Genomic DNA, 19267 nt, shown 5'->3' on the forward strand with positions numbered 1-19267 from the left:
ACCCGACGAGATTTGAGAGGAGAGCCGCATGTCGAGCCTCACCGGTAAGTCATTGAACCCTGTTATGAATCGCAGGAGCGTTATCGCGAGCGCAGCAGGTCTGGGGGCGATGTCCATTCTAGCTGGCTGCTCCTCCAACGGCGGCGACAGCGGTTCCGCGTCGGGCGACGCTTCGTTTAAGATCGGCACCATCGGCCCGCTGACCGGCGCCAACGCGTCCTACGGCAAGTCCGTTACACAGGCTGTCGAGCTTGGCTGCAAGGATTTCTCGACTAAGGAGCTGCCGCTTGTCAGCAAGGCCGAGGACGACCAGGCCGATGGCGAGAAGGCCGTCAACGCCTTCAACACCCTGCTCGACTGGGGCATGCAGGCCCTCGTCGGTCCGACCACCACGGGTGCGTCGGTCGCCGTTGCCGCAGAGTGCGGTAACGACCCCGAGACGTTCATGATCACCCCGTCCGCGTCTTCCGAGGACGTTACCAAGGGCAAGGATTGCGTCTTCCAGGTTTGCTTTACCGACCCCAACCAGGGTGTCAACGCTGCCAAGTTCCTGGCCCAGAAGTATCCGGACGAGAAGTTCGTGCTGTTCTATAACTCCGGCGACGCCTATTCTTCGGGCATCGCAGATTCCTTTAAGGCCCAGGCCGCTAAGTCCAAGCTCGAGATTGTCGACGAGGAGACCTTTAAGGACGACTCCGCCACGAGCTTTACCAACCAGCTGACCAAGGCCAAGCAGGCAGGCGCCACCATGATCTTTGCGCCGATCTACTACACGCCGGCGTCCGTCCTGCTCAAGAACGCCAAGGACATGGGCTACGACGTCAAGATGATGGGCTGCGACGGCATGGACGGCATCCTGGGCGTTGAGGGCTTCGACACCTCTCTTGCCGAGGGTCTGCTGCTCATGACCCCGTTCTCCGCCGACGACGAGAAGAACGCCGACTTCGTCAACGCTTACAAAGATAAGTACGGCGATACCCCCGACCAGTTTGCCGCCGACGCCTACGACGGCGTGCATGCGGTGGTCGAGGCTCTCAAGGAGGCCGGCCTGGGTGTCGACGCCGATCCCACCGAGGTTGCCGAGAAGCTTCCCGAGGCTATGCGCAACATTACTGTTGACGGTCTGACTGGCAAGCTCTCCTGGAACGACAAGGGCCAGGTCCAGAAGGACCCGACGGCGTACGTCATTACCGACGGCAAGTACGTACAGGCCTAATAGGCCGCCTTACATAGAGCGGTTTTGATCCCAAGCAGGGGAGGTTTTGGCCTTCCCTGCTTGCTTGGTATCTAGGGACGATGTAACGTCCCTGTTTCATACATCAACTGGAAACCTATTCGAAAGGGGGATGTGGAACATGACGGTCTTTATCCAATACCTGGTCAACGGCCTGTCCATGGGCAGCGTCTACGCCATCATCGCGTTGGGCTACACCATGGTCTACGGTATCGCCAAGATGCTCAACTTCGCTCACGGCGACGTCATCATGGTCGGTGCCTATGTCTCGTTCTGTGCCACGTCGTATCTCGGCCTCCCGGGCTGGGCATCTGTAGTTCTCTCTTGTGTGGTCTGCACGGTTCTTGGTGTTCTCATCGAGGGTCTGGCCTATAAGCCGCTGCGCCAAGCAGGCCCTCTGGCCGTTCTGATCACGGCCATCGGCGTGTCTTACTTCCTGCAGAACGCCGCGCAGCTTCTGTGGGGCGCCACGCCTAAGAACTTCACTTCGCTCGTCACCTTCCAGGTGCCGGAGTTCTTGGCCAAGTTCAACGTAAGCGCCGTCTCGCTCGTCACCATCGTCGCCTGCCTGGTTATCATGGCCGGCCTGATGTTCTTTACAGGTAAGACCAAGATGGGCAAAGCCATGCGCGCCGTGTCCGAGGACAAGGCCGCCGCTCAGCTCATGGGCATCAACGTCAACCGCACCATCTCGATGACGTTTGCCATCGGCTCCGCCCTTGCCGCCATCGCCGGCGTGCTGCTGTGCTCTTACTCGCCGGTGCTGCAGCCCACGACGGGTGCCATGCCTGGCATCAAGGCCTTCGACGCCGCCGTCTTCGGTGGCATCGGCTCCATCCCCGGCGCCTTTGTCGGTGGCATTCTCATCGGCATCATCGAGGCGATGGCGCAGGCCTACATTTCCACGAGCCTTGCCAACTCCATCGTCTTTGGTGTTCTGATCATCGTCCTGCTCGTCAAGCCTGCCGGCCTCTTGGGCAAGTACGTCCCCGAGAAGGTGTAGGTGAGCGTTATGAAGTTTCTTAAAGACAAGCAGACGCGTCACGACTTTGTCACGTACGCCATGTGCATCGTGGCCTTCGCCATCGTGTTCTTTATGCAGTCTAACCACATGATTCCGCGCATGATCGCCGGTCAGCTGGTTCCCATCACGGCCTATATCGTCATGGCCATTTCCCTTAACCTCGTCGTCGGCATCGCGGGCGACTTGTCGCTGGGCCACGCGGGCTTTATGAGTGTCGGCGCCTATACGGGAATCGTCACCGCCGTCGCGCTGGAGAGCGCCGTTCCCTCCGATCCGTTGCGCCTTATCATCAGTATCGTGGTCGGCGCCATCGCTGCCGCCATCCTGGGCTTCTTGATTGGCATCCCGGTCCTTCGTCTGAGCGGCGATTACCTGGCTATCGTGACGCTGGCCTTTGGCGAGATCATCAAAGAGATCGTCACCTGCCTCATTGTGGGCGTCGACTCCCGCGGCCTGCACGTGATCTTTAACATCACGGGCAACTCTACGATCGACGACCTGCACCTGCTCGAGGACGGCACCGCCATCATCAAGGGCGCCCAGGGCGCCTCGGGCGTGTCGACGTACTCGACCTTCCTCGCCGGTGCCATCCTGGTCATGGTCGCACTCGTGATCGTGCTCAACCTGGTTCGCAGCCGTACCGGCCGTGCCATTATGGCCGTGCGCGATAACAAGATTGCAGCCGAGTCCGTAGGCATCTCCGTCACCGAGTACCGCATGATCGCCTTCGTGGTTTCCGCTGCCCTCGCCGGTGCTGCCGGAGCCCTCTTCGGCGGTAACTTCTCGCAGCTCTCCGCCACCAAGTTCGACTTCAACACGTCCATTCTCATCCTGGTGTTCGTGGTCCTGGGCGGTCTGGGCAATATGCGCGGCTCCGTCATCGCGGCGGCGCTGCTCACGGTGCTTCCCGAGCTGCTTCGTCAGTTCTCGGACTACCGCATGCTCATCTACGCCATCGTGTTGATCCTGGTCATGATCTTTACCAACAACCCGCAGCTCAAGGCGTTCTTCGGTCGCGTCAAGGACCGCTTTGCTTCCAAGAAGGAGGTGGCAGCCGATGCCCAGTAAATTTGAGTTCAAGAAGGGCAAGATGGTCCCGTATCCTTCTGGCGCCATCGTTCCCGATCGTGACCTGGGCGAGCGCCCTGCACTCGAGTGCATCCACCTGGGCATTGAGTTCGGTGGCCTTAAGGCAGTCGACGACTTTAGCCTGACTATCGGCAAGACCGAGATCGCCGGTCTGATCGGTCCCAACGGCGCCGGCAAGACCACGGTCTTCAACCTGCTCACCAAGGTGTACCAGCCCACGCATGGCACCATCCTGCTCGACGGCGAGGACACCTCGGGCAAGTCGGTCTACCAGGTCAACCGCATGGGTATTGCCCGTACCTTCCAGAACATTCGCCTATTCAACACCATGACGGTGGAGGATAACGTCAAGGTTGGCCTGCATAACCAGGAGCGTTACTCCGGCTTTGAGGGCGTGCTGCGCCTGCCGACGTATTGGAAGCACGAGAAGGCTGCTCACGAGCGCGCCATGGAGCTGCTGTCCATCTTTGATATGGAGCATCTGGCAAACGAGCAGGCCGGATCGCTGCCTTACGGCGCTCAGCGTCGTCTGGAGATCGTCCGCGCGCTTGCCACCAACCCCAAGCTACTGCTGCTCGACGAGCCTGCCGCCGGCATGAACCCGTCCGAGACCGCGGAGCTCATGGAGAACATCGTCAAGATTCGCGACACCTTCGGCATCGCCATCATGCTTATCGAGCATGATATGTCGCTCGTTATGAACATCTGCGAGGGCATCTGCGTGCTCAACTTTGGTAAGGTCATCGCCAAGGGCACGGCAGAGGAAATCCAGAACAACGACGCTGTTATTGAGGCATATCTGGGCAAGCAGGATAAGGGAGAGAACTAAATGGCAGAGCCGATGCTTTCCGTCTACAACATCAACGTCTGGTACGGCGCCATCCACGCCATTAAGGACATCTCCTTTAACGTTAACGAGGGCGAGATCGTGGCCCTGATCGGCGCCAACGGCGCCGGCAAGTCCACAACGCTCAAGACCGTCTCGGGCCTGCTGCGTTCCAAGACCGGTTCCATCAAGTTTATGGGCGAGGACATTACTCATACGCCCGCTGATAAGCTGGTTGGTAAGGGCCTGGCTCAGGTTCCCGAGGGTCGTCGCGCCTTTTTGCAGATGACGGTCGAGGAGAACCTGGAGATGGGTGCCTATACGCAGCCCAAGTCCACGGTGGCTCCGGGCCTGGAGCGCGTCTACGAGCAGTTCCCGCGCCTGAAGGAACGTCGTCGCCAGGTCGCCGGCACCCTTTCGGGCGGCGAGCAGCAGATGCTCGTTATGGGGCGCGCCCTTATGAGTAACCCCAAACTGCTTATGCTCGACGAACCTTCCATGGGTCTGGCACCGATTCTGATCGAACAGATCTTCCAGATTGTCGAGGACCTGCACAAGGCCGGTACCACGGTACTTCTGGTCGAGCAAAACGCGCAGATGGCGCTTTCGATTGCTACGCGCGGTTACGTGCTCGAGACCGGCAAGATCACCATGACCGGCACCGGACAGGAGCTCCTGCACGACGATAACGTCCGCAAGGCCTATCTGGGCGGTTAATCCATTCAACAAAGGGGGCGCTGACCAACCCGGTCAGCGCCCCCTTTTAAGTTGCGGTGAAATAGGGACTAAATGGGGGCGCTAGACGCCAAAACAGTCCCTATTCCACCGCAACTTCATGGGGATGTGTGACAATGCCCGTCGGAAAACATCTGCTGTCTTTGGGGGTCTATCTATGGTGTACGAGTTTTGTGCCGAGAACTTTGAGCGGGTGCCGGCGGCTATCGAGGCCGGTGCAAGGCGCATCGAGCTGTGCGATAACCTTGCCGTCGGTGGTACCACGCCCTCGGCCGGCGTTATCAGCGCTACAGTCAGCTATGCTCACGAGCATGACGCGCGAGTGATGTGCATGATTCGCCCGCGCGGCGGTGACTTTCATTACAACCAAGACGAGCTGCGCATGATGGAGATGGACCTGGGCCTTGCCGTAAGCGCCGGCGTTGACGGCTTGGTCTTTGGCAGCTGCAAGCCCTGCGCTGGCGGATGGGCGCTCGACGAGCTTACGTTGGGCGCCCTCGTGATGGCCGCGGGCTGCGCGACCGAGGAATGTAAGCGTGAGCCCATCGACATCACCTTCCACATGGCGTTTGATCAGCTCTCGCCCGAGGCTCAGCTCGACGCGATTGATACACTTGCCGACTGCGGCGTTACGCGCATCCTCACGCATGGCGGCGCTGCCGGTACGTCGATCGAGGATAATTTCGATCACCTGACTCGTTTAATCGAGTATGCGGGCGATCGTTTGACCATCCTTCCCGGCGGCGGCATCACTACGGCAAATCGCGACGCGGTCGCGGCGGCGCTAGGCGTCTCCGAGCTCCATGGCACCAAGATCGTGCCGCTGGAGGTATAACCCGTGGCGCTGGTATTTGACGTTCAGCAGGCGAACGGTAAGCCCGACGACAATCGTCGTCCCGGCACCGCGTGCCCCTTTTGCGATACCGAGGAACTCGCCAATATCATCCGGCGCGACGGTGACTGCATCTGGCTCGAGAATAAGTTTAAGACCTTGCGGGCCACACGTCAGACCGTATTGATCGAGTCTGCCAATCACGACGCCGACCTGGTGACCTATGAACCGGATGAGCTGCATCATGTGATGCGGTTTGCCCTGGGCTGTTGGCAGCAGATGATCGATTCCCAGCAGTACCGCAGTGTGCTCATGTACAAGAACAAAGGCCCACTTTCGGGCGGCAGCCTCGTCCATCCACACATGCAGATTGTGGGCCTGGAACAGGAGGACGGCTATGCGGCGCTGACCTCAGCCAACTTTGAAGGCATCAGTGTCTGGCAACAGGGGAGAATCTCGGTCGACATCTCAACCGAACCGATCATGGGGTTCTTTGAGGTCAACGTTTCAGCCCCGCAGGGAATCGCCGCCAGCGATGACACGAGAGACCAAGCCGAGACGGACCTCTTCGCCGATGCGATTCAGGTAGCTCTGCGCTATATCCTGAACGAGCACCATGGTGGTCGCGCAGAGTCGTACAACTTGTTCTTCTACCACATGGACGGTCGGACCATTGCCAAGGCGCTGCCGCGTTGGGTGGTTTCGCCCTACTTTGTCGGGTATCGGCTGGCTCAGGTCAATGCTGAGACCACGCTCGATGTCGATGCGGAGCGACTCCGCGCACATCTGGAGGCGCTCACATCGTAAAGTGAGCGCCCGCACACTGCGGACGGTTTAGCGCGCCATTGCATCGCGGCCGGCCTCGACGCGCTTGCGCTGGGCGGCGCGCTCCTCGCCGGTCAGACGCTCAAAGAAGTGCCCGATAAGCGAGGCGAGCACCTGCTGAAACAACGTTCCACACATGACGGGAAACACAACTTCGCCCGGAAAGTATTGCGTGGCGATGACGGCGCCCGAAGAGATATTGCGCATGCCGCAGGTAAAGCACATGGTGGTCGTTTCGCTATATGGCAGATGCAGCGCGCGGGCGACCAGAATGCCCACGACAAAACCGCTGATGGCGAACACCAGAATAAAGAGGGCGACTTCCAGGCGCACCGCGTTCATGTGTAGCACGTACTCGCTCATGGCGGTGGAGTTGGACGCGATGACGCCCATCATCATAAATTTGCAGGCGGGCGAGAGCGCGGGGGAGAGTTTCTCGTGTCCCCAGCCGTGCGTGAGCTCGTTGATCACGATGCCGAGCACGGCGGGGATGGCAATCATAAAGGCCATGTTCTGCATCATGCTCGGAACATCGATTGCGACGGTGGCGCCCAACAGGAGCTTGAGCGTGAGCGGAATCGTCACGGGCGATATAACCGAGGACGTCAGGATGATGGTGAGCGCGAGCGGGCCGTTGCCGCCGAACATGCTGATCCACATAAAGGCAGTGACTGCCACGGGTACGCTGTACTCGAGCACGATGCCGCAGACAAGGTTGGGGTTGGAACCAAAGAACAACGATCCCATGGCATAGGCCGCGATGGGAATAAGCGCCGCCGAGACAAATAACGCCAAAATCAGATGCAGGGGACGGTGGAACACCTCAGCCACCTGGTGGAAGGTGTTGCTGAGCGCGCCTTGGAACGTCATAAAGGCAAACAGGGTGGGAACGATGGGCTTGAGAACGCCGATCTGCTGAGGAAAGAGCACGCCGAGCGCCACGCAAATCGGAACGATGACCTGCATATGTCCTGCGAGAAATTTGCCCAGTCCAACCCATTGCTTCATATGCTCTTGTGACTCCCTTTGCTCGTGAATCCGTTTTGAATGGATATGCTAGACGCTCGCATGCGTCCGTGTAGCTGAAACGCTCGATTATTTCGAGGCTATTACCGCCCTCGTTTATCGAAACCACGGCGTGCTGGATGTTGTGCGTCCGCGCTGCACGGTATAATAAATCCGTTCAACAGATCTGCCTGCCGAAGCGGGCATGCACAGAGGACTCATCGCTATGAACCGTGAGAGGTATCGCGGCGACCTGCCCCTATCGGGGGTGGGCGCCTATGTCATCGCTTAAGACGACGCATCGCTGGGCGGTCGCTCAGCAAAACCCCGAGCTCGAAAAGGAGCTTTCGGCTGGTCTGGGCATTCCCGGGCTGGTGGCGCGCATTATGGTTGCGCACGGCATTACATCCATCGAGGAAGGCCAATTGTTTTTGACGCCTTCGCTCGATCGCGACTGGGCCGACCCACTCATTATCCCGGGCATGTCGGTCGTTGCCGACCGCGTCGAGCGTGCTATTCGCAACCACGAGCACATTGCAGTCTTTGGCGATTTTGACGTTGACGGTATTACGTCGACCTGCCTGTTGACCGAGGCGCTGCGCACGTTTGGCGCCGATGTCACGCCGTTTATTCCACATCGCTTTGATGAGGGCTACGGTCTTTCGCGCGCGGCGCTCGACCGCGTTAACGAGCTCGCTCGCCCCCAGCTGATCGTGACCGTCGATAACGGCATTGCCGCCAAGGAAGAGGTTTCCTATCTGAAGAGTCTGGGGATCGATTTGGTGGTCACGGACCATCACGAGCCCTCCGATCAGGTGCCGCAGGGCGTACCCCTGACCGACCCTAAGCTCGATGACGATGGTCCTTCGCGTGAGCTTGCCGGTGCCGGCGTGGCACTCAAGTTGGCGCAAGTCCTGGGCGAACGTCTGGGCAAGCCGTCGTATTGGCGTTCGCTAATCGAGGTCGCGGCGCTGGGCACCGTGTCCGACATGATGCCGCTCACGCCCGAGAACCGCGCGCTGGTTGCCGAGGGCATCCAGCAGATGCGCGTAACCGCTCGCCCGGGCTATATCGCGCTTGCCGCGCTCGCCAAGGCGGACCTTTCGAGCATTACGGCGGATGGCCTGTCATTCTCGCTCATTCCCCGCTTAAACGCTGCCGGTCGCATGGCTGATCCCAAGCTGGCGCTCGACCTGCTGCTTGCCCGCGATCCCATCGAAGCAAGCGCACTGGCGGCTGAGCTCGAGGAAATCAACCGCCAGCGCCGTGAGATCGAGGCGGAGCTCACGCGCGATGCCATGGCAAAGGTCGAGGAGACCTATGACGGTGGACGCGTGATCGTCGTGGGCGGCGAAGGCTGGCACGAGGGCGTCAAGGGCATCGTGGCAAGCCGTCTGACCAACCGCTACCACGTGCCGGCGCTGCTGTTCTCGATCGAGGACGGTATCGCGCGCGGCTCTGGTCGCTCGGTGGGCAAAGTTAACCTGTTTGACGCCATCGAGCGCTGTTCCGACCTGATGATTCGTCGCGGCGGACATGCTGGTGCGGTGGGTGTGACCATCGAGGCATCCAAGCTCGATGAGTTCCGCCGTCGCCTTTCCGCCGTGTTGTCCGAGCTTCCCGCCGAGGACTTTGAGGACACCGACGAGGTTGCCGCCACGGTCGACCTTTCCGAATTGAATATCGAGACCATCGAGCAGATTTCCCGCCTTGAGCCGTTTGGCCAGGGTAATAAGGTGCCGCTGCTGGCTGCCGAGGGCGTGACGATGTGTGATCGCGCCGTGGTGGGTAAGACCGGCGAGCATATGCGCTTCGTGGCGACGGATGGCGCTGCGAGTGTGCCGGCCATCATGTTTCGTGTACCGCAGATCGACAGGCTTATCAATTGCGACAGCGCCGTCGACTTGGTGTTCGAGGCCGTTGCCGAGCATTGGCAGGGTCGTGTGAAGCCCAAGCTCATGGTCAAGGATGTTCTGGTCCGCGATAGCACGCTGCCCAGCGTCGACGATCCGGCATGCGAGCTTCGTCGTGGCGTGCAGCCGGTGGACTCCGATCTGCGCCTGGAGTCGCGCAAGCGCGAGACGCTTGCCCAGCTTTCTTATACCGAGCTGACGCGCTCGCTTATCCATAGCTTTATCGGCTCGAACCAGCCGCACCGCGCTCAGGTCGAGGCGCTCGACGCCTTGGCCGATCACCAGAGTGTCTTGGCGGTTATGGGAACGGGCCGCGGCAAGTCGCTCATCTTCCATGTGCATGCCGCGCGTGAGGCGGTGCTTCGCGGACGTGCGAGCATCTTTGTCTATCCGCTGCGTGCGCTTGTTGCCGACCAGGCCTATCACCTCTCGTCGACGATGGCCGCGCTCGGCATTGGCGTTGGCGTGCTGACCGGCGAGACCGTGGAGGCCGCACGCGATGACGTGTTCGCCGGCCTAGCTTCGGGCCGCACCGGTATCGTGCTCACGACGCCCGAGTTCCTATCTATCCACCGTGACCGCTTCGCGCGTTCGGGCCGCATCGGCTTTGTCGTTATCGATGAGGCGCATCATGCCGGTCTTGCCAAGGGCGGCGACCGCAGCGCCTATCTCGACATGCCCGATATCCTCAAAGCCCTGGGCGACCCGGTCGTTATGGCTGCGACGGCCACCGCGACGGCTCCGGTCGTGGCCGAGCTTGCCCGCATGCTGCCGATCACTCGCACGGTGGTCGACGAGACGGTGCGCGAGAACCTGCAGCTCGAGGACGACCGTGATCTTGCAAGTCGCGAGAACCGTTTGGTGTCGATTGTGGCGACGGGGGAAAAGACCGTCATCTACGTCAATTCGCGCGACCAGTCCGTGGCGCTCGCCAAGACGTTGCGCAAGCGTGTGCCCGATTGCGCAACCCATATCGCGTTCTATAACGCGGGGCTTGCGCGTTCCGATCGCCGTCGCGTGGAGGAAGCATTCCGAGACGGCAGCCTCAGCTGCATCGTCTCGACATCTGCCTTTGGCGAGGGCGTCAACCTGCCCGATATCCGCCATGTCGTGCTCTATCACATGCCGTTTGGCGGCATTGAGTTTAACCAGATGAGCGGCCGCGCCGGTCGCGATGGCCAGCCCGCCGTGATCCATCTGCTCTATTCGTCGCGTGACGCCCGCATTAACGAGCGCCTGCTCGACTGCTATGCGCCCGAGCGCGACGAGCTCGTCACGCTCTATCGCGCGCTGCAGACCATGTGGCGCTCCAACCGCGGCAAGACGGGGGACGATTCCTTTAGTGCGAGCGATATCGACATCGCGCAGATGTGCCTTGCCATCGATGCCCGCACCCCGGTCGACGAGCGTTCGGTGGCAAGTGGCCTGGGAATCTTCGAAGAGCTTGGTTTCTGTCGCGTTTCGGGGTTTGACGACACCCGTCGCATCGCGATGGCCGAAAACCCCGGCCGCGTGCAATTGAGCAGGTCAATTCGCTATTTGGAGGGCTTGCGCTCGCGCATGGAGTTCTCGGCTTTCCGGAGCTGGGCGCTCGATTCGTGCGCTTCTGATATGCTAGCCAAAGTTAACCGCCCGATCGTACCGCGGGCCTAGGGGAAGGGGACCTCGATGGATGCCGCAGCCCGTACCGCCCATGATTCCACCCTCCAGCCGTTTTCGGAGATGGAGCACTATAAGCATGCCGATGAGCTGCCGCCCGAGATTATGGCGGACAGCTACGACAAGCTGGAGCGTCTGTGCCTCAAATATATGAATGAGGACGACTTTTCTAAGGTTGAGCAGGCCTACTGCTTTGCTGCCGAGAAGCATTGCAACCAAAAACGGCGCTCGGGCGAGATGTACATTAACCATCCCGTCGAGGTGGCCATCATTCTGGCCGATCTCAAGATGGACTGTGACGTGGTGTGCGCCGCGCTGCTGCACGATACCGTCGAGGATACCGAGACTTCGCTTGCCGATGTTTCCGGCCTGTTTGGCGATACGGTGGCCGAGCTCGTCGATGGCGTGACCAAGCTCACCAACATCGAAGTCGACAGCATGGACGAGAAACAGGCCCTCACGCTGCGCAAGATGTTCCTCGCCATGTCCAAGGACATCCGCGTCATCATCGTTAAGCTTGCCGACCGTCTGCACAACATGCGCACCCTTGCAGCCCTGCGCGAGGATCGTCGCCTGTTTAAGGCTCGCGAGACCATGGACGTGTATGCACCCCTGGCCGACCGTCTGGGCATGAGCTCCATTAAATGGGAGCTCGAGGACCTGTCCTTCTTCTACCTTGAACCCGACGCCTACCAGCGCATCGCGCGCATGGTGGCGGAGTCGCGCGAGGTCCGCGAGCGCTATCTGGCCGAGACCATCAAGACGCTTACCGATGAGCTCAACCGCATTGGTCTGGAGGACTTCCAGATCAACGGCCGCTCCAAGCACTATTGGTCCATCTATCAAAAGATGAAGCGCAAGGGCAAGGAGTTCTCCGAGATCTACGACCTGGTGGCGCTGCGCGTTATTACCCATTCGGTGCGCGATTGCTACTCCACGCTCGGTGCGGTACATACGCTGTGGCACCCCATGCCTGGTCGCTTTAAAGACTATATCGCCATGCCCAAGGTCAATAACTACCAGTCGCTCCACACGACGGTCATCGGCCCCACGGCTCGTCCGCTCGAGATTCAGATTCGAACCTACGAGATGCATGAGCAGGCCGAGTACGGCATTGCCGCCCACTGGCTATATAAGAAGTCGGGCGGATCGTCTGCTTCCAAGACCAATGACGCTCAACGTTTGGACGACCAGATCAACTGGCTCAAGCATTCGCTCGATTGGGCGGCTTCCGACGAGATCACCGATGCCAAGGAATACCTGCACTCGCTGAAGGTCGATCTGTTCGATCAGGAGATCTTCGTCTTTACGCCCAAGGGCGAGGTCATGGCTCTTCGTGCCGGCTCCACGCCGCTCGACTTTGCCTATGCCGTTCACACCGAGGTGGGAAACCATTGCGTCGGCGCCAAAATCAACGGTGCGGTGGCTCCGCTCACGCACGAGATTAAGACGGGTGACCGTGTCGAGATCCTGACTAATAAGAGTTCCAAGCCGTCGCGTGATTGGCTCAAGATCGTTAAGACACCTTCCGCCAAGTCAAAGATCCGCCGCTATTTTGCCGCTGCGACCAAGGACGACGACGCTGCCGCCGGCCGCGATATCCTGGCCAAGGACCTGCGTAAGCGTGGCTATGGCATTTCTACGCCGCGCTCCACGCGTGCGCTCAACGCCGTGGCGGAGCAGTTTAACTTCAAGCAGCTCGAGGACCTGTTTGCCGCCGCCGGCGCCGGCAAGGTTGCCCCGCGCGCTGTGGGTAATAAGGTTGAGCAAATCTTGGACCCCAAGCCCGAGGAACAGCTCACCAAGGCCGAGGCTATCGCCGAGGTCGTGAAACAGCCGGCCCGCGGCTCCAACCGCAAGCCGCAAAAGCGTGGCAAGAGCGCAAGTAACGGCATTATCGTTAAGGGCGAGAGCAACAGTGGCCTGCTGGTCCGTCTGGCTCATTGCTGCAACCCCGTGACGGGCGACGATATCGTCGGCTTCATCACGCGTGGCCGAGGTGTCTCAGTGCATCGCGCCAACTGCCCCAACGTCAAGGGCCTCATGGAGCACCCCGAGCGCATGATCGAAGTGGAGTGGGACGGCGCTGCCGACACCCTCTTCCAGGTCGAGATCGTGGTCGAGTGCCTGGACCGCATGGGTCTGCTCAAGGATGTCACCATTGCCATTGGCGATGCGGGCGGCAATATCCTTTCTGCCGCCACCTCGACCAACCGCGAGGGTATTGCAACCCTGCGCTTTATGGTCGAGATCTCGGACGCGAGTGGCCTGGATCCGCTGCTGGCCTCTATCAGCAGCGTTGACTCGGTCTACGACGCGCGCCGCCTGATGCCCGGCGAGGGTGGAGCCCAACTTAAGCGCCGCGTTTAGTCGCGACGAACGTGCCACATTATCGATATTCGCTACACTCGAGGCATCGTTTGATGCCTCGAGTTCTATAGAGAGGAGAGGGACATGAGTGCTGTGTCCTTGGATGTAACTCCCAAGGGAACGGTCGAGATCGAGACACTCGTAAACGGTCCCATTCAGACCAATAGCTATGCTGTTATTTCGGACAATGAGTGCGTGATTGTCGACCCCGCATGGGAAGGCGAGCGCCTGGTGGAGCATATTCGAGCCAAGCATCCCGGCGTACGCATGCTTGGCGCCGTATGCACTCATGGCCATGCCGATCATGTTGGTGGTGTTGCCGGCGTGCGAACCACCGTTGGCGAGGGTTGTCAGTATGAGCTGTGTGCTAAGGATGTGGCGGTGCCGCATGCGAACATCGAGGAACAGCGAGCTATGTGGGGCATTGAGACGCCCGACCCTGGGGAGCCGACGCGCCTGCTCGCCGAGGGCGATACTCTCGAGGTGGGCGATATCTGCCTGCAGGTGATCGAGGCACCAGGGCATACGCCGGGCGGAATCGTCTTGTTTGCCGCCACCGAGCAGGGGAACATTGCCTTTGTGGGCGACACCCTGTTTCCGGGTGGGCACGGCCGCACCGATCTTTCTGGAGGAGACGAGGCGGCGATTCTGCGCTCGCTCTCCAAGCTCGCCCGGCTTCTCCCGCCCGATACCGTTTGCCTAACCGGCCATGGCGATTCGACCACCATGGCACGCGAGCTCATGCAGAACCCTTTCATGCAGGTGTAGCTTAATAGTCGGCTTTTTGAAGCACGAGAAGCGTCCAAACGTCAAGCTATTTTTCCCCAACGGGTCAATTTCGTAGGGCAAACGGTCAAAAAAGTCTGTTTGGACGATATTCGTGAACAAACGAACGTTTATGCTCGGGTGCGCCGTGGTAAAATCTCAGGCGTTATCGGAGCAACCTTACAGGAGGTTTCTTTTATGCTCGTCAACGCAGCAGACATGCTCAAGAAGGCCGAGGCCGGCAAGTACGGTCTCGGTGCCTTCAACACCAACAACCTCGAGTGGACCCTGGCTATTCTCCAGGCCGCCGAGGAGGCCAAGTCTCCGCTGATCCTTCAGTGCACCGCTGGTGCCGCTAAGTGGATGGGCGGTTTCAAGGTCTGCGCCGACATGGTCAAGGCTGCCGTCGAGGCCACGGGCGTTACCGTTCCCGTCGCCCTTCACCTCGATCACGGTTCTTACGAGGACTGCTTCAAGTGCATCGAGGCCGGCTTCACGTCCATCATGTATGACGGCTCTCACGAGGAGACCTTCCAGCTTAACCTCGACCGCACCAAGGAGCTCGTTGAGCTTGCCCACTCCAAGGGCATGTCCATCGAGGCCGAGGTCGGCGGCATCGGCGGCACCGAGGACGGCGTAACCTCCAGCGGCGAGCTCGCTGATCCTGCTGAGTGCAAGCAGATTGCTGACCTGGGCGTCGACTTCCTCGCCTGCGGTATCGGCAACATCCACGGCGTGTACCCTGCCGACTGGGCTGGCCTTTCCTTCGAGCGCCTGGGCGAGATCAAGGCTCAGACCGGCGACTTGCCCCTCGTCCTGCACGGTGGCACCGGCATCCCCGAGGATCAGATCAAGAAGGCCATCTCCCTGGGTATCTCCAAGATCAACGTCAACACCGATCTGCAGCTCGTCTTTGCCAAGGGCGTTCGCGAGTACATCGAGGCCGGCAAGGATCAGCAGGGCAAGGGCTTTGACCCCCGCAAGCTCCTCAAGCCTGGTCGCGACAACATCGTTGCCCGCACCAAGGAGCTCATGGAGGAGTTTGGCTCCGTCAACAAGGCGTAAGCGTCGCTAAACTTCCCACCGGAAGCCCCGTCTCCCTACGCTGTTTCCTTTGCGCTCACCTGGCTTCGCCAGAAGTCGCGCCAAGGAAACAGTTCCGGGAGACGGGGCTTCCTTCGTTTAACGCCGCAGGGTTACTGGGCTGAATTCTTTTTTTGACTACCGTTCGGCGGTGTTGATGGCTCCCTTGTTGGGGCTTTCTTTTTATCTCGCTACAATGGACTTCAAGCGTTCTAATGACTTGGAGTTTGGTATGGCTGTTGTTAATGTGTTGCCTTCGGATGGGAAGGTTATTGACGAGGGTCCTGTTGGTTGCTCTGTTGATGTTTGCTGCGATGACTTTCGCCATCTCGATATTGGGCTACCGCCTGAGATTCTTCGTCTTAAGGATGCCGGGTATTTGACGCAGGCTGTTGCCGCCTGCGATCGCCTTTTGGAGCAGAACCCTGAGCCTTCGCTGGCTGCCTGCGTTCGTGCCGAGCGGTATCGCATGCTTGAGACGCCGCTTCATTTTTCGGTGTCGCGCGATCGAGCTATTGCGATGATCCGCGAGGAGTGGCCTGGGTTTACCGAGGAGCAGTTTGACGATCTGATTGACCGTAAGCGTATTGACTGGCGCTTTATCGATGGCGAGCTGTTCGTTCTCGACAACTTCCTCGATTCGCTTCGCGTATATCCCAAAGAGGTTCCCGGCATGCGTCCCGATCCTACGGACGGAATTGCACTGCGCAACGAGATGCTCAAGGAGATGGAGTCACAAAACGGATTGACTCGCGTTATTACGCTTAAGGCGTCCTTGTCTGTCCCCGGCGCTCTAGAGGGGGAGACCGTTCGCGCTTGGCTTCCCGTAGCCGCCACCTGCCGCCAACAGTCTCAGGTCGAGATTCTCGACATGACGCCGGAGGGTGCTGTTGCTCCCGCGAACGCTTCGGCGCGTACCGCCTCGTGGTCTTCTTCGAGTGAGCGCTCATTCTCGGTGACTTATCGCTATCAAATCAATGCCGCTTATCGCGATATTTATGGGGGTGCGCTTCCGTCGCATCCGTGTATGGACGCGCCGTTGCCCGAAGATATTTCTGAGGACCGTCCGCACATTGCATTCACGCCGTATCTGCAGCAGCTGACGGCCGGTGTTGTTGACGGACTCGAGGATCCGCTCGATCGCGCTCGTGCTATCTATGATTATCTGACGCAACATATCGACTATCGCTATCAGCCGCCGTACTTGCTTTTGGGATCTATTGCCGATGACTGCGCGCATTCGCTCCGCGGCGATTGCGGAGTTATGGCGCTCACGTTTATCACCATGTGCCGTATCGCGGGCGTGCCTGCCCGTTGGCAGAGCGGCCTGTACGTTGCGCCCAATTCGGTGGGGTCGCACGACTGGGCAGAGTTCTATACGCCGCAGACCGGTTGGCTCAACGCCGACGTGTCATTTGGATCTTCTGCTCGCAGGATGGGGGAGGAGTGGCGCCGCCGTCACTACTTTGGCAATCTCGACCCGTGGCGTATGGTGGCCAACAATCGATTCCAGGCAGAGTTTGAGCCCTCTTTCGACGGCATGCGCGAGGACCCTTACGATAACCAGATGGGTGAGGCTTCGGTCGACGGTCGCGGATGCCGTCAGCGCGAGATGCTCCGCACAGTCGAACTCATCGAAATGCTCGAAGTTCCATTTTCGGACTAATCGGTAGAAAGCTGTGATAAACTAACTCACGCATTACGTGCCCGAGTGGCGGAATTGGCAGACGCAGTGGACTCAAAATCCACCGTTGGCAACAACGTGCGAGTTCGAGTCTCGCCTCGGGCACCATACATGCAAGTGAGCGTTCAAGGGGGTTGCGGCCCCCTTTTTCGTGCCGAACTCGCGTGAGCGCGCGAAGCGTTAAGCAAACAGGCCTGCGGCCTGTTTGTAGCGGCGCGTGGCGAGGGCGCCGCGCGTCCGAAGCCCGGGGCTTCGCGAAGCGAAGGCCCTTCGAGTCTCGCCTCGGGCACCATACATGCAAGTGAACGTTCAAGGGGGTTGCGGCCCCCTTTTTCGTGTACGTAATGTGATAACGCGCTGTACGTGTTATTATTCGCAAGGCGTTGTTCCCGCAATGCCCTAAAGAGGAACCCGAGGGTTCCCACCTTTTGGCGCCAATGAGCAGCTGACTGGTCATACAACTTAGATTCCCTTCCTCAAGTCGAGGAACTCTATGTGTACGACCTGGTTGCTGAGAAGCGCCGGGTTATTTTTTTATGAATGGAGGTAGGGAAAATAGCTAAGTCTGATGACACCCGCATCAACGACGAGATCACTGCATCTTCGTGCCGTTTGATTGGCGTCGATGGCTCTCAGCTCGGCCTGTTCGCCATCCGCGATGCCCAGCGCGTCGCCGACGATCAGGGTCTCGACCTAGTCGAGATCGCTCCCAACGCGGAGCCGCCGGTCTGCAAGGTCATGGACTACGGTAAGTTCAAGTACCAGCAGGCCATGAAGGCCAAGGCTGCTCGTAAGAACCAGTCCAAGGTCGAGGTCAAGGAAATGAAGTTCCGACCCAAGATCGACGTTGGCGACTACGAGACCAAGAAGGGCCACGTTCTGCGTTTCCTCAAGAAGGGCGCACGCGTTAAGATCACCATCATGTTCCGCGGCCGTGAGATGGCTCACCCGGAGCAGGGCCTTAACGTTCTCGAGCGTCTCGCCGAGGATCTCAAGCCTTACGCTACGGTCGAGTCCAAGCCTAAGATGGAAGGCCGTAACATGCTTATGCTGCTCGCCCCGATTAAGGGCGCCTTCGATGAGGATAAAGCGGCAAGCGATACCAAGTAACTAGTGTTCTGTAACCGATTAAGGAGTATTTCATGCCTAAGATGAAGTCCCACAGCGGCACCAAGAAGCGTTTCCGCAAGACTGGTACCGGCAAGCTTATGCGCGCCAAGGCTTTCAAGAGCCACATCCTGAGCAAGAAGTCCACCAAGCGTAAGCGTGGCTTCCGTCAGGAGACCGAGATCGCCGCTGCCGACCGCAAGGTCATCAAGTCGCGTCTCGCCTAAGTTCGCGTTCCCGTTTTTCGTTTTACCGTCTAGGAGTTGATAGAACATGGCACGTATTAAGCGCGCTGTTGCCGCCAAGAAGAAGCGCCGTACCGTTATGCATCGTGCGAAGGGTTACTACGGTGCCGCTTCGCGTACTTACAAGCATGCTAAAGAGCAGGTCCAGCACTCCCTGCAGTATCAGTATCGTGATCGCCGCAACAAGAAGCGCGAGATCCGTTCTCTCTGGATCACCCGTATCAACGCTGCTGCTCGCCTGAACGACATCTCTTACTCTCAGTTCATGCACGGCCTGAAGGTTGCCGGCATCGAGCTCGACCGCAAGGTCTTGGCTCAGATGGCTTACGAGGACATCGAGTCCTTCAACGAGCTGGCTACCATCGCCAAGAAGGCTCTCGAGGCCTAATAGATTCTCTTGAATCGCTAGGGGAGTGTCGCGTTGTGCGCGGCGCTCCCTCTTTTTATCTGAAGCGCTGGTTTATATAGCAAAAGCGCGGGTAGATAGACACTTACAGGTGACCGATCTTTATATATCTCTTAACCGAAGGGTCATCATCTGATACGTGCAGTATTTCTGCACCAGCCTTTCTATGACTTATATAGGAAGCAATGTATTATGTAGGACTTGTGAAGAGTGGAATTGACGTCCCGCGGGGGCCCTCCGGTCTGGCAATATATCTCCTTGCCGCGCGGCCCGGTGCAACCGGGAACCAGCGCAGGCGTGCACCTTGAGAACCGGATACTGCGAGGATGGACACTTCAAGTGTCGCATCCGGGCAGACATCGAACCATTTGAAATGGTCTAACTTGGATTTGTTTTTCGCAAGGCCGCCGAGAGGCGGCCCCGAGAAATTCCTTTTCCTATACTAAAACCATATGAATCGAACGG

16 protein-coding genes and 1 tRNA gene are annotated in these 19267 nt (G+C 59.2%); 16 read left to right on the forward strand and 1 reads right to left on the reverse strand.

Annotation, left to right across the window (positions count from 1 at the left end; genetic code table 11):
- Positions 1-28: 28 nt before the first annotated feature.
- From AAAV44_RS07495 to AAAV44_RS07525, 7 genes are all read left to right on the forward strand, one after another.
- Positions 29-1216 (forward strand): ABC transporter substrate-binding protein, encoded by a 1188-nt coding sequence (locus tag AAAV44_RS07495; RefSeq protein WP_349115225.1) that lies wholly within the window; start codon positions 29-31, stop codon positions 1214-1216.
- A 139-nt stretch (positions 1217-1355) separates the two neighbouring features.
- Positions 1356-2237 carry a branched-chain amino acid ABC transporter permease gene (locus AAAV44_RS07500; protein ID WP_099432746.1) on the forward strand — a complete coding sequence of 294 codons (882 nt, stop codon included), beginning with the start codon at positions 1356-1358 and terminating at the stop codon, positions 2235-2237.
- 9 nt (positions 2238-2246) lie between these two features.
- Entirely contained in the window at positions 2247-3326 is a 1080-nt protein-coding gene (locus AAAV44_RS07505; protein WP_349115226.1) for a branched-chain amino acid ABC transporter permease, read from the forward strand.
- Entirely contained in the window at positions 3316-4176 is an 861-nt protein-coding gene (locus tag AAAV44_RS07510; RefSeq protein ID WP_055310550.1) for an ABC transporter ATP-binding protein, read from the forward strand. Before AAAV44_RS07505 ends, AAAV44_RS07510 begins: the two co-directional genes overlap by 11 nt.
- Before the next feature lie 12 nt (positions 4177-4188).
- Positions 4189-4890, forward strand: a complete 702-nt coding sequence (locus tag AAAV44_RS07515) for an ABC transporter ATP-binding protein (RefSeq protein ID WP_035137222.1) — start codon at positions 4189-4191, stop codon at positions 4888-4890.
- Positions 4891-5065: 175 nt separating this feature from the next.
- The gene (locus AAAV44_RS07520) at positions 5066-5743 is read left to right on the forward strand and encodes a copper homeostasis protein CutC (protein WP_349115227.1); all 678 of its coding nucleotides are present in this window, start codon (positions 5066-5068) and stop codon (positions 5741-5743) included.
- 3 nt (positions 5744-5746) lie between these two features.
- Positions 5747-6547: a DUF4931 domain-containing protein gene (locus AAAV44_RS07525; RefSeq protein WP_349115228.1), complete on the forward strand. Its 801-nt coding sequence runs from the start codon at positions 5747-5749 to the stop codon at positions 6545-6547.
- Between the two features lie 27 nt (positions 6548-6574).
- Here AAAV44_RS07525 and AAAV44_RS07530 read toward each other — a convergent pair whose 3' ends face one another.
- Positions 6575-7573, reverse strand: coding sequence for a bile acid:sodium symporter family protein (locus AAAV44_RS07530; RefSeq protein WP_349115229.1), 999 nt, complete (start codon positions 7571-7573; stop codon positions 6575-6577).
- 275 nt (positions 7574-7848) lie between these two features.
- Here AAAV44_RS07530 and recJ point away from each other — a divergent pair, with 275 nt between their 5' ends.
- The 9 genes from recJ to rplT all read left to right on the forward strand — a co-directional run bounded on the left by recJ (position 7849) and on the right by rplT (position 18784).
- Positions 7849-11136 carry a single-stranded-DNA-specific exonuclease RecJ gene (gene recJ, locus AAAV44_RS07535; protein ID WP_349115230.1) on the forward strand — a complete coding sequence of 1096 codons (3288 nt, stop codon included), beginning with the start codon at positions 7849-7851 and terminating at the stop codon, positions 11134-11136.
- A 15-nt stretch (positions 11137-11151) separates the two neighbouring features.
- Positions 11152-13512: a bifunctional (p)ppGpp synthetase/guanosine-3',5'-bis(diphosphate) 3'-pyrophosphohydrolase gene (locus tag AAAV44_RS07540; RefSeq protein WP_349115231.1), complete on the forward strand. Its 2361-nt coding sequence runs from the start codon at positions 11152-11154 to the stop codon at positions 13510-13512.
- Positions 13513-13596: 84 nt separating this feature from the next.
- The gene (locus tag AAAV44_RS07545; protein WP_349115232.1) at positions 13597-14280 is read left to right on the forward strand and encodes an MBL fold metallo-hydrolase; all 684 of its coding nucleotides are present in this window, start codon (positions 13597-13599) and stop codon (positions 14278-14280) included.
- A gap of 195 nt (positions 14281-14475) precedes the next feature.
- The gene (gene fba / locus AAAV44_RS07550; protein ID WP_035137086.1) at positions 14476-15342 is read left to right on the forward strand and encodes a class II fructose-1,6-bisphosphate aldolase; all 867 of its coding nucleotides are present in this window, start codon (positions 14476-14478) and stop codon (positions 15340-15342) included.
- A gap of 250 nt (positions 15343-15592) precedes the next feature.
- Positions 15593-17026: a transglutaminase-like domain-containing protein gene (locus AAAV44_RS07555; RefSeq protein ID WP_349115233.1), complete on the forward strand. Its 1434-nt coding sequence runs from the start codon at positions 15593-15595 to the stop codon at positions 17024-17026.
- 39 nt (positions 17027-17065) lie between these two features.
- Positions 17066-17152, forward strand: a tRNA-Leu gene (locus AAAV44_RS07560).
- A gap of 432 nt (positions 17153-17584) precedes the next feature.
- The gene (gene infC, locus AAAV44_RS07565; RefSeq protein WP_006234423.1) at positions 17585-18154 is read left to right on the forward strand and encodes a translation initiation factor IF-3; all 570 of its coding nucleotides are present in this window, start codon (positions 17585-17587) and stop codon (positions 18152-18154) included.
- Between the two features lie 32 nt (positions 18155-18186).
- A complete protein-coding gene (gene rpmI, locus AAAV44_RS07570) occupies positions 18187-18378 on the forward strand; it encodes a 50S ribosomal protein L35 (RefSeq protein WP_006234422.1) in 192 nt (63 codons plus the stop codon).
- A 46-nt stretch (positions 18379-18424) separates the two neighbouring features.
- Positions 18425-18784 (forward strand): 50S ribosomal protein L20, encoded by a 360-nt coding sequence (gene rplT / locus AAAV44_RS07575; RefSeq protein WP_006234421.1) that lies wholly within the window; start codon positions 18425-18427, stop codon positions 18782-18784.
- The last annotated feature ends 483 nt before the right edge of the window (positions 18785-19267 follow it).

Origin of the sequence: Collinsella sp. CLA-AP-H1 (assembly GCF_040092945.1) — a bacterium.
In the GTDB taxonomy this organism is placed as follows: domain Bacteria; phylum Actinomycetota; class Coriobacteriia; order Coriobacteriales; family Coriobacteriaceae; genus Collinsella.

Bases quoted from the DNA above. Each gene is read 5' to 3' on its own strand.
- AAAV44_RS07515 (WP_035137222.1), top strand. From the start codon at position 4,189: ATGCTTTCCGTCTACAACATCAACGTCTGGTACGGCGCCATCCACGCC.
- rplT (WP_006234421.1), top strand. From the start codon at position 18,425: ATGGCACGTATTAAGCGCGCTGTTGCCGCCAAGAAGAAGCGCCGTACC.
- AAAV44_RS07505 (WP_349115226.1), top strand. From the start codon at position 2,247: ATGAAGTTTCTTAAAGACAAGCAGACGCGTCACGACTTTGTCACGTAC.
- infC (WP_006234423.1), top strand. From the start codon at position 17,585: ATGGAGGTAGGGAAAATAGCTAAGTCTGATGACACCCGCATCAACGAC.
- AAAV44_RS07540 (WP_349115231.1), top strand. From the start codon at position 11,152: ATGGATGCCGCAGCCCGTACCGCCCATGATTCCACCCTCCAGCCGTTT.
- AAAV44_RS07495 (WP_349115225.1), top strand. From the start codon at position 29: ATGTCGAGCCTCACCGGTAAGTCATTGAACCCTGTTATGAATCGCAGG.
- rpmI (WP_006234422.1), top strand. From the start codon at position 18,187: ATGCCTAAGATGAAGTCCCACAGCGGCACCAAGAAGCGTTTCCGCAAG.
- AAAV44_RS07510 (WP_055310550.1), top strand. From the start codon at position 3,316: ATGCCCAGTAAATTTGAGTTCAAGAAGGGCAAGATGGTCCCGTATCCT.
- AAAV44_RS07520 (WP_349115227.1), top strand. From the start codon at position 5,066: ATGGTGTACGAGTTTTGTGCCGAGAACTTTGAGCGGGTGCCGGCGGCT.
- AAAV44_RS07555 (WP_349115233.1), top strand. From the start codon at position 15,593: ATGGCTGTTGTTAATGTGTTGCCTTCGGATGGGAAGGTTATTGACGAG.
- AAAV44_RS07545 (WP_349115232.1), top strand. From the start codon at position 13,597: ATGAGTGCTGTGTCCTTGGATGTAACTCCCAAGGGAACGGTCGAGATC.
- fba (WP_035137086.1), top strand. From the start codon at position 14,476: ATGCTCGTCAACGCAGCAGACATGCTCAAGAAGGCCGAGGCCGGCAAG.
- AAAV44_RS07530 (WP_349115229.1), bottom strand. From the start codon at position 7,573: ATGAAGCAATGGGTTGGACTGGGCAAATTTCTCGCAGGACATATGCAG.
- recJ (WP_349115230.1), top strand. From the start codon at position 7,849: ATGTCATCGCTTAAGACGACGCATCGCTGGGCGGTCGCTCAGCAAAAC.
- AAAV44_RS07500 (WP_099432746.1), top strand. From the start codon at position 1,356: ATGACGGTCTTTATCCAATACCTGGTCAACGGCCTGTCCATGGGCAGC.